13 protein-coding genes are annotated in these 17,267 nt (G+C 61.2%); 7 read left to right on the top strand and 6 right to left on the bottom strand.

Annotation, left to right across the window (positions count from 1 at the left end; genetic code table 11):
• Window positions 1–147: 147 nt before the first annotated feature.
• Window positions 148–585 (bottom strand): hypothetical protein, encoded by a 438-nt coding sequence (locus Q8X48_RS28310; protein ID WP_407802282.1) that lies wholly within the window; start codon window positions 583–585, stop codon window positions 148–150.
• 104 nt (window positions 586–689) lie between these two features.
• Between Q8X48_RS28310 and Q8X48_RS28305 the strand changes: the two genes are divergently transcribed.
• On the top strand, window positions 690–1,130 hold the full coding sequence (locus tag Q8X48_RS28305; protein WP_015095958.1) for a universal stress protein: 441 nt from the start codon (window positions 690–692) through the stop codon (window positions 1,128–1,130).
• 182 nt (window positions 1,131–1,312) lie between these two features.
• Here the strand turns inward: Q8X48_RS28305 and Q8X48_RS28300 are convergent, their stop codons facing one another.
• A complete protein-coding gene (locus tag Q8X48_RS28300; protein WP_407802281.1) occupies window positions 1,313–3,232 on the bottom strand; it encodes an ATP-binding cassette domain-containing protein in 1,920 nt (639 codons plus the stop codon).
• 213 nt (window positions 3,233–3,445) lie between these two features.
• Here Q8X48_RS28300 and Q8X48_RS28295 point away from each other — a divergent pair, with 213 nt between their 5' ends.
• On the top strand, window positions 3,446–5,374 hold the full coding sequence (locus tag Q8X48_RS28295; protein WP_407802280.1) for a transglycosylase SLT domain-containing protein: 1,929 nt from the start codon (window positions 3,446–3,448) through the stop codon (window positions 5,372–5,374).
• A 138-nt stretch (window positions 5,375–5,512) separates the two neighbouring features.
• Here Q8X48_RS28295 and Q8X48_RS28290 read toward each other — a convergent pair whose 3' ends face one another.
• Window positions 5,513–7,294, bottom strand: coding sequence for an ABC transporter transmembrane domain-containing protein (locus tag Q8X48_RS28290; RefSeq protein WP_407802299.1), 1,782 nt, complete (start codon window positions 7,292–7,294; stop codon window positions 5,513–5,515).
• Window positions 7,295–7,545: 251 nt separating this feature from the next.
• On the opposite strand from Q8X48_RS28290, the gene Q8X48_RS28285 reads away from it, so the two are divergent.
• The gene (locus Q8X48_RS28285) at window positions 7,546–7,725 is read left to right on the top strand and encodes a PA1571 family protein (RefSeq protein WP_126046427.1); all 180 of its coding nucleotides are present in this window, start codon (window positions 7,546–7,548) and stop codon (window positions 7,723–7,725) included.
• A gap of 171 nt (window positions 7,726–7,896) precedes the next feature.
• Here Q8X48_RS28285 and pdxB read toward each other — a convergent pair whose 3' ends face one another.
• The gene (gene pdxB / locus Q8X48_RS28280) at window positions 7,897–9,039 is read right to left on the bottom strand and encodes a 4-phosphoerythronate dehydrogenase PdxB (protein WP_407802279.1); all 1,143 of its coding nucleotides are present in this window, start codon (window positions 9,037–9,039) and stop codon (window positions 7,897–7,899) included.
• 317 nt (window positions 9,040–9,356) lie between these two features.
• Between pdxB and Q8X48_RS28275 the strand changes: the two genes are divergently transcribed.
• A complete protein-coding gene (locus tag Q8X48_RS28275; RefSeq protein ID WP_407802278.1) occupies window positions 9,357–10,766 on the top strand; it encodes an MATE family efflux transporter in 1,410 nt (469 codons plus the stop codon).
• Between the two features lie 50 nt (window positions 10,767–10,816).
• On the opposite strand, the gene tusA is transcribed toward Q8X48_RS28275, so the two are convergent.
• Both tusA and rlmM read right to left on the bottom strand, forming a co-directional pair.
• Window positions 10,817–11,068, bottom strand: a complete 252-nt coding sequence (tusA, locus tag Q8X48_RS28270) for a sulfurtransferase TusA (RefSeq protein WP_007974070.1) — start codon at window positions 11,066–11,068, stop codon at window positions 10,817–10,819.
• 192 nt (window positions 11,069–11,260) lie between these two features.
• Window positions 11,261–12,334 carry a 23S rRNA (cytidine(2498)-2'-O)-methyltransferase RlmM gene (gene rlmM, locus Q8X48_RS28265; RefSeq protein ID WP_104449731.1) on the bottom strand — a complete coding sequence of 358 codons (1,074 nt, stop codon included), beginning with the start codon at window positions 12,332–12,334 and terminating at the stop codon, window positions 11,261–11,263.
• A 297-nt stretch (window positions 12,335–12,631) separates the two neighbouring features.
• Here rlmM and acnA point away from each other — a divergent pair, with 297 nt between their 5' ends.
• From acnA to Q8X48_RS28250, 3 genes are all read left to right on the top strand, one after another.
• Window positions 12,632–15,373, top strand: coding sequence for an aconitate hydratase AcnA (acnA, locus tag Q8X48_RS28260; RefSeq protein ID WP_407802277.1), 2,742 nt, complete (start codon window positions 12,632–12,634; stop codon window positions 15,371–15,373).
• 257 nt (window positions 15,374–15,630) lie between these two features.
• Window positions 15,631–16,419, top strand: a complete 789-nt coding sequence (locus tag Q8X48_RS28255) for a CPBP family intramembrane glutamic endopeptidase (RefSeq protein WP_407802276.1) — start codon at window positions 15,631–15,633, stop codon at window positions 16,417–16,419.
• Between the two features lie 270 nt (window positions 16,420–16,689).
• Entirely contained in the window at window positions 16,690–17,136 is a 447-nt protein-coding gene (locus Q8X48_RS28250; protein WP_407802275.1) for a capsular polysaccharide export protein, LipB/KpsS family, read from the top strand.
• The last annotated feature ends 131 nt before the right edge of the window (window positions 17,137–17,267 follow it).

Genomic DNA, 17,267 nt, shown 5'->3' with positions numbered 1-17,267 from the left:
TACAAAAAAGCGGCAATTGCGCTCCTCTGCACTCTGTAGGAGCGAGCCTGCTCGCGATGAACCTGAGAGCGCCACGGGGTGTCAGGTTTCAAGCATCATCGTTCACGTCCATCGCGAGCAGGCTCGCTCCTACAGGGGATCGGAGCTTCAGGCGAGCGCCTTGAGGGTGGCATCGATGTGCTGCAACACCTCGGCCTCGCCCTTCTCGCCCCAATACAAGGCAATCATTTGCTTGTCGGCCTCGACCTTGTAGACATTACCCGGCAATTTTTCGAAATGATTGAGCAGCGCCTGGTCTTCACAGATTTCCTGCCATTGATTGACCCAGACACCCGGTGATTTTTGCCAGTAACTCCAGCACGCCGCCTGACTGCCACGTCGCGGACGATGGTACTGGGCGCACGGGCTCGGCGGCTCCTGGCTCAGCCAGTGTGGCCACTCCTGGGGCGCCAGCTGCATGGCCAGCCCAATGCGCCGGGCCTCCATGCGCAGGGCGATGCGCCCACTCTGGGCACGCGACGGGCGCAACCATGCCAGTGGGCTGAGTACCACCAACAGGATTGACACCACTATCCACACCGTCATATCTGTACTCCCGATTCTTGATGAGCCCATTGTGTCACTTTGGAACCAATGCGCTTGAAACCAGCCATACTTACCAATATTGCAATCCTCAGGAGGAGCACCTCATGCCCTACAACCATATTCTGGTCGCTGTAGATCTGACCGAAGAGTGCGACCCTGTGATCCACCGCGCTCGCGAGCTGTCGGTGAGCAACGGCGCGAAATTGTCACTGGTGCACATTGTCGAGCCGATGGCGATGGCCTTCGGCGGCGACGTGCCGATGGACCTGTCACAACTGCAACAGCAGCAGTTCGATCAGGCCAAGGAACGCCTTGACCGCTTGATCCTCAAATATCCGGAGCTCTCCAAGGAATACAGCCACCTGACCTATGGCCAGCCACGCCAGGAAATCCACCACCTGGCCAAGGAGCAAACCTGCGACCTGATCGTGGTGGGCAGCCATGGCCGGCACGGCCTGGCACTGCTGCTCGGTTCCACCGCCAATGACGTGTTGCATGGCGCGCCTTGCGATGTGCTTGCGGTACGCCTGCAAACCAAAAGCTGACAACACCTGCCCCTGTAGGAGCGAGCCTGCTCGCGATGGTCGTCAACGATGACGCTGGAAGCCTGATGCCCCGCGGCGCTCTCAGGTTCATCGCGAGCGAGCTCGCTCCTACAGGGAACTGCGTTGCATATGAAAAGCCCGGCGTTCATCTCTGAGCGCCGGGCTTTTTATTGCAGGATCAATCAGGCATCCAGTTCGGCCCAGCGCTCGACCATCACGTCGAGTTCAGCCTGCAACTGCGCCAGCTGAGCGATCACTGCAGCCGTCTCGGCAGCCGGGCGCAGGTAGAAACTCGCGTCGGCCATTTGCGCTTCAACGGCAGCGATCTGCTGCTCCATGGCTTCGATCTCGCCGGGCAACGCTTCCAGCTCACGCTGCAATTTGTAGCTGAGCTTCTTCTTCGCCACTGGCGCTTCGACTGCCGCCGCAACCGGTGCCGGCTCGGCCTTCACCACTGCAGAGTTCAGGTCAGCCTTGCCGGACTTGCTTTCGGTTACGCCGAGCAGGCGCGGCGAGCCGCCCTGACGCAGCCAGTCCTGATAACCGCCAACGTATTCGCGCACCTTGCCTTCACCTTCGAAGACCAGGGTGCTGGTCACCACGTTGTCGAGGAATGCCCGGTCGTGACTGACCATCAATACGGTGCCGTTGAAGGTCAGCAGGACCTCTTCGAGCAATTCGAGGGTTTCGACGTCGAGGTCGTTGGTCGGTTCGTCGAGTACCAGCAGGTTGGCCGGCTTGCTGAACAGCTTGGCCAGCAACAGACGGGCACGTTCACCGCCGGACAGCGCCTTGACCGGCGTGCGGGCACGCTGCGGGCTGAACAGGAAGTCGCCGAGGTAGCTCAGCACGTGGCGGCTCTGGCCGTCGATATCGATGAAGTCGCGACCTTCGGCGACGTTGTCGATCACGGTCTTTTCCAGATCCAGCTGATGGCGCAACTGGTCGAAGTAGGCAACATCGATCCTGGTGCCCTCCTCCACCTTGCCGCTGGTTGGCTGCAAGCCGCTGAGCATCAGCTTTAGCAGCGTGGTCTTGCCGGTACCGTTGGCGCCGAGCAGACCGATACGGTCGCCGCGCTGCAGCACCATGGAGAAGTCCTTGATCAGGAACGGACCGCCCGGGTGAGCAAAGCTCACGTTATCGAGGACCATGACCTGCTTGCCGGACTTGTCGGCGGTTTCCAGCTGGATGTTGGCCTTGCCGGTCCGCTCGCGACGCTCGCTGCGCTCGACGCGCAAGGCTTTGAGCGCGCGTACGCGGCCTTCGTTACGGGTGCGGCGGGCCTTGATGCCCTGGCGAATCCACACTTCTTCCTGGGCCAGGCGCTTGTCGAACAGCGCGTTGGCGGTTTCTTCGGCCGCCAGTGCGGCTTCCTTGTGCACGAGGAAACTGGCGTAGTCGCCGTTCCAGTCGATCAGGCCACCACGATCCAGTTCGAGGATGCGGGTTGCCAGGTTCTGCAGGAAAGAACGGTCGTGCGTGATGAACAGCACGGCGCCCTGGAAATCCTTCAGCGCCTCTTCAAGCCAGGCGATGGCACCGATGTCCAGGTGGTTGGTCGGCTCGTCGAGCAGCAGCAGGTCCGGCTCGGACACCAGGGCCTGGGCCAGCAGGACGCGACGACGCCAGCCGCCGGACAACTCGGCGAGGGTCTTGTCGGCCGGCAGTTGCAGGCGACTCAGGGTGCTGTCGACCAGCGTCTGCAAGCGCCAGCCATCGCGGGCTTCGAGGTCGTGCTGGACGTGCATCAGCTTGTCCAGATCGGCATCGGTGACGATGTTCTGGCTCAGGTGGTGATACTCGGCGAGCAACGCACCGACACCGTCCAGGCCTTCGGCCACCACGTCGAACACTGTCCGCTCGTCGGCCACCGGCAATTCTTGCGGCAATTCGCCGATCTTGAGACCGGGTGCGCGCCAAACGGAGCCGTCATCGGGCTTCTGGTCGCCCTTGACGAGCTTCATCATGCTGGACTTGCCAGTGCCGTTGCGGCCGATGATGCACACCCGCTCACCACGGGCGATCTGCCAGGACACCTTGTCCAACAACGGCATAGCGCCGAAAGCAAGGGACACATCGCTGAATTTGAGCAGGGTCATGAGCTTCTCCAAAAACCGGGCGCGCATTCTACCTGACTTGAGGCTTCAGAAGGCCGGCAATTTCACTCTCGTAGCACTCTGAACGACAAATGTTGCGAACTGATGCGGGAAGACCCGCAAAGCTTTCGCCGGCTGCTGGCAAAAGGCTAAGCTACAGACAATTCAGTGCGGGCCTGACCCGCACTTGTCATGTTTTCTCTGCCTGGACGTCTCATGCGCAGTCGCCTTTTCAATCTTTTGTCGTGTTTTTTACTTTCAGCCGCAGCGCTTCAATCCGCCCAGGCGGTGGACCTGTCCACCCAACGCCAATATTACGATGAAGCCAAGCGCGCCCTGGCCAAGGGTGATACCGGCCCGTATTTCCGTTACAGCCAGGCCCTCGCCGATTATCCGCTGGAACCGTATCTGGCCTATGACGAACTGACCGCGCGCCTGAAAACCGCGAGCAACGCCGAAATCGAGAAATTCCTCGCCGAACACGGCGACCTGCCCCAGGCCAACTGGATGAAACTGCGCTGGTTGCGCTGGCTGGCGGAGCGGGGCGACTGGGCGACTTTCGTCAAGTATTACGACCCGAAAATGAACTTCACCGAACTGGACTGCCTGAATGCGCAGTACCAGATCAGCCACAACCTCAAGGCCGAAGGTTACGCCAACACCGAAAAGCTCTGGCTGACTGGCAAATCCCAGCCCGAAGCCTGCGATGCCCTGTTCGGCATGTGGGCGGCCGAAGGCCAGCTGACCGAGCAAAAACGCTGGGAACGCGCCAAACTCGCCGCCCAGGCGCGCAACTACCCGCTGGCCAACAGCCTGGTCAACGGCATGACCACCCTCGCCCCGCGCGGTCGCTTGCTGGTGGACGTCGCGCAGAAACCGGAACTGCTCAATCAGCCCTCACGCTTCACCCCGGCCGATGAAGCCATGTCCGACGTGGTCAGCCTCGGCCTGCGCCGCCTGGCTCGCCAGGACCCGGACAGGGCCATGAACCTGCTCGACGGCTACGCCAGCAGCATGCACTTCTCCCGGGATGAAAAAGTCGCAATCGCCCGGGAAATCGGCTTGACCCTCGCCAAACGTTTCGACGGCCGAGCCCTGGACGTCATGACCAAATACGATCCGGAACTGCGCGACAACACGGTTTCCGAATGGCGCCTGCGCCTGCTCCTGCGTCTGGCGCGCTGGGACGATGCCTACCAGTTGACCCGCCGCCTGCCCCAGGACCTGGCCACCACCAACCGCTGGCGCTACTGGCAGGCCCGCAGCCTGGAACTGGCGCAACCGCAGAATCCGGAAGTGCAGACGCTCTATAAAAACCTGGCCCGCGAACGCGACTTCTATGGTTTCCTCGCCGCCGATCGCTCGCAGTCACCCTATTCGCTGAACAACAAGCCGCTGGTGATGAGCCAGGCGCTGATCAACAAAGTGCGCAACACCCCCGGCATACGTCGCGCCCTGGAGTTCCACGCTCGCGGGCAAATCGTCGACGGTCGCCGCGAGTGGTACCACGTCAGCCGCCACTTCAGCCGTGACGAGATGGTTGCCCAGGCCAAACTGGCCTACGACCTGAAATGGTACTTCCCGGCCATTCGCACCATCAGCCAGGCGCAGTATTGGGACGATCTGGATATCCGCTTCCCGATGGCCCACCGCAACACGCTGGTGCGTGAAGCGAAGAATCGTGGCCTGCATCCGAGCTGGGCGTTCGCCATCACTCGCCAGGAAAGCGCCTTCATGGAAGATGCCCGCTCCGGGGTCGGCGCCTCGGGCCTGATGCAACTGATGCCCGCCACCGCCAAGGAAACCGCACGCAAGTTCAGCATTCCCTATAGCTCGCCACAGCAACTGTTCAACCCGGACAAGAACATCCAGCTCGGCGCCGCTTACCTGAGCCAGGTGCACAGCCAGTTCAACGGCAACCGCGTCCTTGCCTCCGCCGCCTACAACGCCGGCCCGGGTCGCGTGCGCCAATGGCTGCGCGGTGCCGACCACCTGAGTTTCGATGTGTGGGTAGAAAGCATCCCGTTCGACGAAACCCGCCAGTACGTGCAAAACGTGTTGTCGTACTCGGTGATCTACGGCCAGAAGCTCAACTCGCCACAGCCGATCGTGGATTGGCATGAGCGGTTTTTCGACGATCAATGACCGGTAATGCCGGTTATGTAGGAGCTGCCGCAGGCTGCGATCTTTTGATCCTGCTCTAAAAAATGCCCGCATCAAACGATGCGGGCATTTTTTTGTCAGGGGTCTTTAAGATCAAAAGATCGCAACCTGCGGCAGCTCCTACAGTTCGGCGGCAATCTTGCCGTCACTGAACTGCAACGCCGCCAGCCGTGCATACAAGGCATTGCTGGCAATCAGTTCCTGGTGCGTCCCTACCGCCACCAGCTTCCCCTGATCCATCACCGCGATCCGGTCGGCGTTTTTAACCGTGGCCAGGCGATGGGCGATCACCAGAGTGGTTCGGTTCTTCATCAGGCTCGGCAGCGCCTGCTGGATCAGGTGCTCACTCTGGGCATCGAGGGCGCTGGTGGCTTCGTCGAGGAGCAGGATCGGGGCGTCCACCAGCAACGCGCGGGCGATGGCCAGGCGTTGGCGCTGGCCGCCGGACAGGCCGAGACCGCCATCCCCCAGATGAGTCTGGTAACCGCTGGGCATGGCTTCGATAAAGTCATGGGCGTAAGCGATCTTTGCCGCTTCCTGTACCTCGGCCAGCGTCGCCTGCGGATTGCCGTAGCGAATATTGTCTTCAATGCTGCCGAAAAACAGCGCCGGGGTCTGTGACACCAGGGCGAAGCAGCGGCGCAAATCCAGCGGATCGAGCTGAGTCAACGGCACGCCATCGAGCAGGATGCGCCCCTCGGCCGGGTCGTAGAAACGCAGCAGCAAGTCATACACCGTCGACTTGCCGGCCCCGGAGGGCCCCACCAGCGCCAGCGTCTCACCGGCATTGACTGTCAGGCTCAAGCCGTCGACAGCGTAACTTTCCGGCCGCGACGGGTAGGAAAAACGCACATTTTGCAGCTGCAGGTGGCCGTCGACCCGTTCCGGCAGCGTCACCGCGCCTGCGACCGGTGGCAGGATGATGTTTTCCGAACGCAGCAACTCGGCAATCCGTTCGGCTGCGCCGGCCGCCCGCTGCAATTCCCCGATCACCTCGCTCAAGGTGCCGAACGCACTGCCGACGATCAGGCTGTAGAACACGAACGCCGCCAGCTCGCCGGCGGAAATTCGCCCGGCGATGACGTCCATCCCGCCGACCCACAGCATCACCCCGACCGCGCCCAGGACCAGCACGATCACCAGGGTAATCAACCACGCCCGCTGGAAGATGCGCTTGCGTGCGGTGTTGAACGCCTCCTCCACGGTCACGGCAAACCGTTGCTCGTCCTGGACCTGATGGTTGTAGGCCTGCACGGTCTTGATCTGCCCCAGGGTTTCGGAAACATAACTGCCGATATCGGCAATCCGGTCCTGGCTCAGGCGCGAGAGGTTACGCACCCGGCGACCGAAAATCAGGATCGGCGCGATCACCAGGGGCAAGGCCACCACTACGATACTGGTGAGCTTGGGGTTGGTGATGAACAACAGGACGATCCCGCCGATCACCATCAACAGATTGCGCAGGAACAACGATAGCGAAGACCCGATGACCGATTGCAGCAGCGTGGTGTCGGCGGTCAGGCGAGACTGGATTTCGGAGCTGCGATTGTCTTCGTAAAAACCCGGGTGCAGGTAAATCAGGTGATTGAACACGTCACGCCGGATATCGGCGACGCAGCGCTCGCCGATCCACGACACCAGGTAAAACCGTACAAAGGTGCCGATCGCCAGCCCCACGACCAGCAACATGAACAGGCCAATGGACTGATTGAGCAGATGTGGCGACTGGGTCATGAACCCCTTGTCCACCAGCAGGCGGATGCCCTGCCCCATGGACAAGGTGATGCCGGCAGTGACGATCAGCGCCAGCAAGGCGCCGAAGGCCTGCCAGCGATACGGCGCAATAAAACGACTGGCCAGGCGAACAGCACGGCGGTGACGGGCAGAGAGCATCGCAAACATCCGGGACAAGACAATCATTAGGGTCAGCCTACACCGCTCAATGGGGTGGCTCGCTGCAAATCACAATGAGTCAGGTTAATTATGTCCACCAACACTAGAGGCTAGACGCTATTGGTCTAAAGTTCGGCTAGCCACGCGAAGGCATTTCTGCTGCACTGGTTCTGTTCCCCCGGAAAGATCGCAGGGAGTTGTCATAGCCCGGTCACCTGGTGGTTCTACAGTAAGCGCACAACCTGAAGAGGAGACAGGCCATGTCCTTGCAACACAGCAGCGATGACAAGATTCAAGTGATCCGCACGCAACCAGACCAGTCTCTGGGCTGCTCGATTATCGACGAGCAAGGCCGCGAAGTACCGATCACTGAAAAAATGATCCAGAAAGCTTGCAGCGAACTGGAAAAGCGATTGGTCAAACCTGCCGAACAAGAGTGATATAGCCACCGTCTTCTTGACCCGGCCCATAGTTGGCCGGGTTTTTTATGGGTGCCTGTCCGGATATTGTGGGGCGCCCTTCGCGAGCAAGCCCGCTCCCACACTGGATCTTCATGCACCACAAATCCCCTGTGGGAGCGGGCTTGCTCGCGAAGGGGCCGCCACGGTCTATCAGATTGCCGCCGCCCCCAACGCCGCCACAATCCGCCGCAACTCAGGCGCATCCCCCTCGATCCGCACCTGCAAGCCGTCGATCTCACGGCGCGAAGGATAATTCTTGCGCAGCATATCGAATGCCGCGCGCTGCTCGCTGACACTGCCGACCAGGCTGCGACGGAAATCCGCATCGTCACGACGCGGGTCATACACGCCACGGCACAGCATCGCCAAGGCCCAGGCCGGGTCGCTTTGCGCATTCAGGGTGACGTGCGACAACCAGGGTGCCGGCAGCAAATCCCTCAGGCTGACGCGGGCCGGTTGCCCGAGGAAATCGCAATAGGCCTGATAGATCTGCGCGGTCCCCCGCTGCTTGCCGTCGAGGCTGTAACCGGCAATGTGCGGCGTTGCCAGCACGCACAGCTCGGCCAGCGCCACGTCGACTTCAGGCTCGCCTTCCCAGACATCGAGCACTGCTTGCAGGTCTTCACGCTCCAACAGCACATCGCGCAGTGCCGCGTTGTTGACCACCGGTCCGCGGCTGGCATTGATCAGCCAGGTACCGGGTCTGAGCTGGTTGAGGCGTTTTTCATCGAACAGATGCCAGGTCGATTGAGGCCCCTGCTTGGTCAGCGGCGTGTGCAGGCTGATGACGTCGCACTCTTCGATGATCTGCTCGAGGCTGACGTAGTCACCGCCTTCGTTCGCCTGCCGTGGTGGATCGCACACCAGCACCTTCCAGCCCAGGCCCTGCAGGACCTTGACCAGTCGGCCGCCCACCTCTCCGGCGCCGACCACGCCGTAGGTACGCCGGGTCAGGTCGGCCCCTTCGATTTCGGCCAGGGTCAGCAAGCTGCCGAGCACATAGTCGACCACGCCGCGGGCATTGCAGCCCGGTGCGCTGGACCAGGTGATGCCGGCCTGCTGAAAGTAATCCAGGTCCAGATGATCGGTGCCGATGGTGCACGTACCGACAAAGCGCACCTTGCTGCCTTCGAGCAGCGCGCGGTTGACGTTGGTCACCGAACGCACCAACAGCACATCGGCCTGCTCGACCGTGGCACGGTCGATGGCGCGACCCGGCACCCGGCGGATTTCACCGAAGCCTTCAAAGAAGGCATCGAGCAGGGGGATATTTTCGTCGGCAACAATCAGCATGGCAGGCTCCTTTTGGCGGATCGGCAGTGTAGGCGTAGATGACCATTGTGAGCCAGTAAGCATTGCGCGCCCTTGTGGCGAGGGGGCTTGCCCCCGTTCGGCTGCGAAGCAGTCGCGAATTCAGTCTGCATGGTGTACCTGAAAGAATATTGAAGATGATTTGGGGCCGCTTCGCAGCCCAACGGGGGCAAGCCCCCTCGCCACAGAGATCGGGTTCCTGTTTTGATTACAAATCCATAACACGGGCCTTTTCCTGACTGCCGCGTCAACGCGTAGAATGCGCGGCTGTGCATCAAAACCTCTTGGACGTTTCGCTATTGAATCCTGTTATTGAAAGTACCGTCGCCACTGCGCCTTCGCGGACGCCCCCCGTTCGCCTGGAACTCAAGGGCCTGCTCGGCCTGGCCCTGCCCATCATGATCGCGCAACTGGCTACCACGGCCATGGGCTTCGTCGATGCGGTGATGGCCGGTCGCGTCAGCCCGCGAGACCTGGCTTCGGTGGCCCTGGGCAACTCGATCTGGATTCCGGTCTACCTGTTGATGTCCGGCGTTCTGCTGGCAACCACACCCAAGGTCGCGCAACGCTTTGGCGCCGCGCAGTTCGACGAAATCGGCCCACTGGTACGCCAGGCGCTGTGGCTGGCATTGTGTGTCGGCTTGATCGGCAGCGGCCTGCTGCTTTGCGCCGAGCCGATCCTGCACTGGATGAAAGTCGATCCGCAATTGATCGAGCCGAGCATGGGTTACCTGCACGGGATCGCTTTCGGGTTTCCCGGCATGGCGTTCTATTACGTATTGCGCTGCTACAGCGATGGCATGGGGCGTACCCGCCCGAGCATGGTCATCGGCTTGTGCGGCCTGCTGCTGAACATCCCGCTGAACTATGCGTTGATCTACGGCCATTTCGGCGCACCGGCCCTGGGCGGCGTCGGTTGCGGCTGGGCCAGCGGCATCGTGATGTGGTTCATGGCGTTGAGCATGGCCGGCTGGACCTTCTGGGCCCCCTTCTATGCCCGCACCCGGGTACTGGTGCGCTTCGACCGCCCGCAATGGGCCGTGATCAAGCGCCTGGTCGGCATTGGCCTGCCGATTGGCATCGCCGTCTTCGCCGAGTCCAGCATCTTCGCAGTTATCGCGCTGTTGATCGGCAGTCTCGGCTCGACCGTGGTGGCCGGGCATCAGATCGCCCTCAATATCAGCTCGTTGCTGTTCATGATTCCTTATTCGCTGGGCATGGCGGTGACCGTGCGCGTCGGTCAGGCTCTGGGGGCCGGCAATCCCTGGCAGGCGCGCTTCGCGGCGAAGGTCGGGCTCGGCGCGGCACTGGTGTTCGCGGCGTTCTCGGCGAGCCTGATCCTGCTCCTGCGCGAACCTATCGCCTCGATCTACACGCCTGACAAGGCCGTGATCCAGATTGCGTCGATGTTGATTGTCTATGCTGCGCTGTACCAGTTTTCCGATGCCATCCAGGTGATTTGCGCGGGCGCGTTGCGTGGCTACCAGGACACCCGGGCAACCATGATCCTGACCTTGTTCGCCTATTGGGGCATCGGTCTGCCGGTCGGCTACGTGTTGGGACTGACCGACTGGTTCGGTCCGGCCAGCGGCCCGAGCGGGCTGTGGGAAGGGTTGATTGCCGGCTTGAGTTGTGCGGCGCTGATGTTGTCGATCCGCCTGACGCTCAGTGCGCGCAAACGGATTCGTAACAGCCGCTCGGCCGGCTGATTGCACAAACAAAAAGACCTGCGTTTGCAGGTCTTTTTTTGGAGGTGTCGTCAGCCTGACTTCTTGCGAATCCAGTAGAGGTAGGTGCCCTCCTCCTCGTGCTGCGCCACCAGTTCGTGGTCGAGAAACACACAGAACTTGGGAATGTCACGACGGGTCGACGGGTCGGTGGCGATGACCTTGAGCAGGCCGCCGGGCACCAGGTCACGGATGTGCTGGTGCAGCATCATCACCGGCTCGGGGCAGTTGAGGCCAGTGGCATCGAGGGTGCCGTCTACCGGCGTATCAAGCATTTCACTCATGATTCACTCCTGAAACTGGCCGGCATTGTCGCGCATTGCCGGGTGTAACGTCATCTGTGGCATAACGCCGTACCCTTGTAGGAGCGAGCTTGCTCGCGATGATCGTTAACGATAACGCTGGATGCCTGACACCCCAATGCGCTCTCAAGTCCATCGCGAGCAGGCTCGCTCCTACAGGGGGGTTGCGGTGCTTCAGCGGGACTTGGGTTTCTTCACGTCCAGCCGGCGCAAATGGCAAGTCACTTCCTCGCGGTCGTGGTACAGCTGCTTGCAGCCGATCTCGACCTTGATGCCCCGCGCCTTGAAACCATCGGCAATGCGCTCGAGCAGACGCTTCACCTCGGCATAGCGCTGTTTCATCGGCAGCTTGAGGTTGACCACTGCCTCGCGGCAATGGCCGTCACCGATCCACTCTTCCAGCATCGCCGCATTGCGCGCCGGCTTCTCGACGATGTCGCAGACCATCCAGTCCACCGGCTGCTTGGGTTTGAAGGTGAAACCGTCGGCCATCAGGTGTTGCACCAGCCCCGTGTCCATCAGGCTTTCGGCCATCGGGCCGTTGTCGATGGCGGTCACCAGCATGCCGCGGTTGACCAACTGCCAGGTCCAGCCACCCGGAGCGGCACCGAGGTCGACGCCAGTCATGTCGCTGTGCAGGCGCTCGTCCCACTGGTCGCGCGGGATGAAGTGGTGCCAGGCCTCTTCCAGCTTCAGGGTCGAGCGGCTCGGCGCCTCCCGAGGAAACTTCAAGCGGGGAATGCCCATCGGCCACATCGCCGAGTTGTTCGACTCGGCCAGCCCCATGAACACCTCACGGCCGCTTTTGAAGGTCAGCAACAGCCGCGGCTTGTGAGCGTCTTCCACCAGTTTGCCGGCGGCCATCAGCGCCTTGCGCAGGTGCACTTCGAACTTTTTGCAGAAGTTCGACAGTTCCTTGCCATCATTGGTGTCGACCATTTCCAGCCACAGGCTGCCGCACAGCGGAAAGTCCGCCATATGGGCGAGGATCACGCTGATGCGGTCGGTTTCCGGCAGATCGATGAAAATCCCCCGGGCCCACTGGCGCGGGAAGATCAGCTCGGCGAAACGCTGCCCGCGCATCAGGCGCTCGGCGCCGTCTTCTTCGGTGCAGACGAATTCGGCGCAAGCGGTGGCGGCTTTGGCCTTGGCGTAGCCGGCCACGTTCAAGCGCGCGGCGAGGTCGGAAATCTCGGAACAGACTTCACCTTCGAAGCCCGGCCGGCAATGCATGAATAGGGTGTTCATTCTTACTCCTGGACCCTGTAGGAGCGAGCGTGCTCGCGATGGACTCAAGGACGGCGCATTTATTCAGGAAACACGCGTTATCGTTAACGTCCATCGCGAGCAGGCTCGCTCCCACAAAGAGAGACCGCTTGCGTTGAAGCAAAGCCTGTCACGAAAACCGGCGCATGATAGCCGAGATCGGAACCTGGGTCTGTCCATAGAGTCCAGTTATTAGCCAGCTACCGAAAACAGGGCTAGGTTTAAGGCTCTGTCCGTCCCCTCAGTCCGTAGCCGTGCGGACTTCAAGGAGTGATCGCAATGCCGTCCCTCGATAGCCTGAATACGTTGAAAACCCTGCAGGTCGGCAACAAGACCTACCACTACTTCAGCCTGCCCGACGCCGCCAGGAGCCTGGGCGAGCTGGACAAGTTGCCGATGTCGTTGAAAGTCCTGCTGGAAAACCTGCTGCGCTGGGAGGACGAGAAAACCGTCACCGGCGCCGACCTCAAGGCACTGGCCGCGTGGCTCAAGGAGCGCCGCTCCGACCGGGAAATCCAGTACCGCCCGGCGCGGGTGCTGATGCAGGACTTCACCGGCGTTCCCGCCGTGGTCGACCTGGCCGCCATGCGCGCGGCGATGGCCAGGGCCGGCGGCGATCCACAGCGCATCAACCCGCTGTCGCCGGTGGACCTGGTGATCGACCACTCGGTGATGGTCGACAAGTTCGCCAGCAGCAGCGCCTTCGAGCAGAACGTCGACATTGAAATGCAGCGCAATGGCGAGCGTTATGCGTTCCTGCGCTGGGGCCAGAGCGCCTTCGACAACTTCAGTGTGGTGCCGCCGGGCACCGGGATCTGCCACCAGGTGAATCTTGAATACCTCGGTCGCACGGTCTGGACCAAGGACGAGGACGGCCGCACCTACGCCTTCCCCGACACCCTGGTCGGCACCGACTCCCACACCACCATGATCAACGGCCTCGGCGTGCTCGGCTGGGGCGTCGGCGGTATCGAGGCAGAAGCGGCGATGCTCGGGCAACCGGTGTCGATGCTGATTCCCGAAGTCATCGGCTTCAAACTCACCGGCAAGCTCAGGGAAGGCATCACCGCCACCGACCTGGTGCTGACCGTCACCCAGATGCTGCGCAAGAAAGGCGTGGTGGGCAAATTCGTCGAATTCTACGGCGACGGCCTTGCCGAACTGCCGCTGGCCGACCGGGCGACCATCGCCAACATGGCGCCGGAATACGGCGCCACCTGCGGTTTCTTCCCGGTGGACGACGTCACGCTGGAGTACCTGCGCCTGTCCGGCCGCCCCCTTGAAACAGTGCAATTGGTCGAGGCCTACAGCAAGGCCCAGGGCCTGTGGCGCCTGCCCGGCCAGGAGCCGGTGTTCACCGACACCCTGGCGCTGGACATGGGCAGCGTCGAAGCCAGCCTCGCGGGACCAAAACGTCCGCAGGACCGAGTGTCGCTGCCGAATGTCGCGCAAGCCTTCAGCGACTTCGTCGACCTGCAATTCAAACCCACCAGCAAGGAAGAGGGTCGCCTCGAAAGTGAAGGCGGTGGTGGCGTCGCCGTCGGAAATGCCGATATGGCCGGTGAAGCGGATTACGATTACGAAGGCCAGACCTATCGCCTGAAAAACGGCGCCGTGGTCATCGCCGCCATCACCTCCTGCACCAACACCTCCAACCCGAGCGTGATGATGGCGGCCGGGCTGGTGGCGAAGAAGGCCGTGGAAAAAGGCCTGAAACGCAAACCCTGGGTGAAGAGCTCGCTAGCCCCCGGTTCGAAGGTGGTCACCGACTACTACAAGGCGGCCGGCCTGACCCGCTACCTCGATGAATTGGGCTTTGCCCTGGTCGGCTACGGCTGCACCACCTGCATCGGCAACTCCGGGCCGCTGCCGGAACCCATCGAGAAAGCCATCCAGCAAGCCGACCTCACCGTGGCATCGGTACTCTCGGGCAATCGCAACTTCGAAGGCCGGGTGCATCCCCTGGTGAAAACCAACTGGCTGGCCTCCCCGCCACTGGTGGTCGCCTATGCGTTGGCAGGTACGGTACGCACCGACCTCAGCCGCGAACCGCTGGGCGAAGACAAGGACGGTAAACCGGTATACCTGCGGGACATCTGGCCGAGCAGCAAAGAAATCGCCGACGCGGTGAGCCAGGTCAACACCGCCATGTTCCACAAGGAATACGCCGAAGTGTTTGCCGGAGACGAACAATGGCAGGCGATCGAGGTGCCGCAAGCGGCGACCTATGTCTGGCAGGACGACTCGACCTACATCCAGCACCCGCCCTTCTTCGACGACATCGGCGGCCCGCCGCCCGTGGTCAAGGATGTCAGCGCAGCGAACATTCTCGCCCTGCTCGGCGACTCGGTGACCACTGATCACATCTCCCCCGCCGGCAACATCAAGGCGGAAAGCCCGGCAGGGCAGTACCTGCGCGACAAAGGCGTGGAACCGCGGGACTTCAACTCCTACGGTTCGCGGCGTGGCAACCATGAAGTGATGATGCGCGGCACCTTCGCCAACATCCGCATACGCAACGAAATGCTCGGCGGCGAGGAAGGCGGCAACACCCGCTACATTCCCACCGGGGAAAAAATGCCGATCTACGACGCCGCCATGCGCTATCAGGCATCGGGCACCCCGCTGGTGGTGATTGCCGGCCAGGAGTACGGCACCGGATCGAGCCGCGACTGGGCGGCCAAAGGCACCAATCTGCTGGGGGTCAAAGCGGTCATCGCCGAAAGCTTCGAACGCATCCACCGCTCCAACCTGGTCGGCATGGGCGTGCTGCCGTTGCAGTTCAAACTGGATCAGAACCGCAAGAGCCTGAACCTCAACGGCAGTGAAACCCTGGACATCCTCGGCTTGACGGGTGTCGAGCTGACACCGCGGATGAACCTGACACTGGTCATCACCCGCGAAGACGGCAGCCGCGAGAAAATCGAGGTGCTGTGCCGCATCGATACGCTCAATGAGGTGGAGTACTTCAAGTCCGGAGGGATTCTGCATTACGTGTTGCGGCAGCTGATTGCGTCGTAACTGACGAGCAATACACAGACACACACCGCCTTCGGGCGGTGTTTTTATATATGTCGCCTACATCCCTATAATCGCGCGCCACCTGAAAGGGTATCGCCCCGAATATTGTGTCCGACACACAACCTGTGGGAGCAAGCTTGCTCGCGATCGGCCGATACATTCAGCAACAATGTTGCCTGACACTCCGTCATCGCGAGCAAGCTCGCTCCCACAGGGGATTCGGGGTGCACAGCGAAATCCCGACACAAGGACTTCAGATGATTGCCCTGCCATGGACGTTTCTGGCCCTGCTCACCCTCGGCTACGGATTGGCGCTGAGTTATGGTCACCTCGATTGGCGGGCGGCAATCTCGGTGATGCTGCTGTTGACCGCAGGCTTCACCGCTCGCCAGCACGTGATTCCTGGTCTACGCATCCTCGGCCACGGCCTGTTCATCGTCCTGGCGCTGGCCCTGGCATTGCACTGGCTACCGGGCTTCCATAACGGTCGCGGCATTGCGCTGCAGCGTTTCAGCGAAAACGCCATCCCGTTTTCCATGTTCCTGAACCTGGACAAACCCCTGATCGGCTTCTGGCTGCTGTTGGCCTGCCCATGGATTGTCGGTCGTTGCCCGTTGCGCTCCTTTCTATATGCCACCGCACTGGCACTGACCTTGAGCGCCGTGCTGGCACTGGGCGGCGCGCTGCTGATGGGCGTCATCGCCTGGGCGCCGAAATGGCCGGACCAGGGCTGGCTATGGATGGTCAACAACCTGCTGCTGGTAACCCTGGTCGAGGAAGCGTTGTTTCGCGGCTATATCCAGGGCGGCCTGAGCCGGATCATGAAAAACCTGCCCCGGGGTGAAAACCTCGCCCTGCTGCTGGCGTCTCTGATTTTCGGCCTGGCCCACGCGGGGGCCGGCTGGCAATGGGTGGTACTGGCGAGTCTGGCCGGGATCGGTTACGGCGTCGCCTACCGTTTCGGTGGATTGGGCGCTGCCATCCTCAGCCACTTCGGCTTGAACCTGATGCACTTCGCACTGTTCACCTACCCGATGGCGGGATAGTCCTGCTTGCAAGGTAAACGCCCGAGAAGAAGGCCAACTATTACCAAGTGATGACATCAGCCGCCCCTAAACATCAGTGGAATTATAGGAACTGTGACCCTCGGACTCTGGGTGCGCGCATCGTCAGCTACCGCACCACTGCGCCTCTGAACACCAATCATCTGCACATCCTTAAAGTACCCTTGGCCGCCCACTGCAGCATGATCACCAAGATTTCGCAGGCTCAACTCCTCGCTCGCGACGATCCATAAACCGATTGAACAATCGAGTTTGGATTACAACGCCCCAGTCCTGACCGAGACCGAAAACGAACTTCGCGCCACTTACATCCATAACAACGCATCCAAGCATTCGCAAAAAACAGCGCTCATCACATTTGCAGATGACTACGTCTTTGTGGCTATGCAAACACCGCCGGCCACCGTAGCAGCTCTTGCAGGGATCGCGGGTGTCGAACTAGTCCACACTGTCGCGGACCACTACTACGGCAGCCCGACGAAAGTTCGGGTCAAGCGTCACCCTTACTGCAACAGCTTGACGGTTCAGAAAACTCTGGAAGCACTCGCCAGTACTGGTGCGTTTGAAATGTCCGACGCCTCGGTGCACGACCTCATCTCAGGCGCGAATGCTGTGTTCATAATAAACTCCGGCGTTGGCGTGGAAGCGTTGCTGCACGGCCGTCCGGTTGTCGTGACCGGTGAATGCGATTACTCTTAAGCCGTCGCGCAGCGATGCCGAACTAAAAAAATGCCTAAACAACGAATTCGTTTTCGATCAACAGCGCACCCGGAAGCTTTTGCACTATTACGTAAACTCTTACTCAATGACCGCAAATGACCGAGTCCGAT

This window comes from Pseudomonas sp. QLc11A (genome assembly GCF_052112305.1).
Lineage (GTDB): Bacteria > Pseudomonadota > Gammaproteobacteria > Pseudomonadales > Pseudomonadaceae > Aquipseudomonas > Aquipseudomonas laurylsulfatiphila.
The sequence above is the reverse complement of the archived record's forward strand: the minus strand, read 5'-3'. Positions and strand labels throughout refer to the sequence as shown.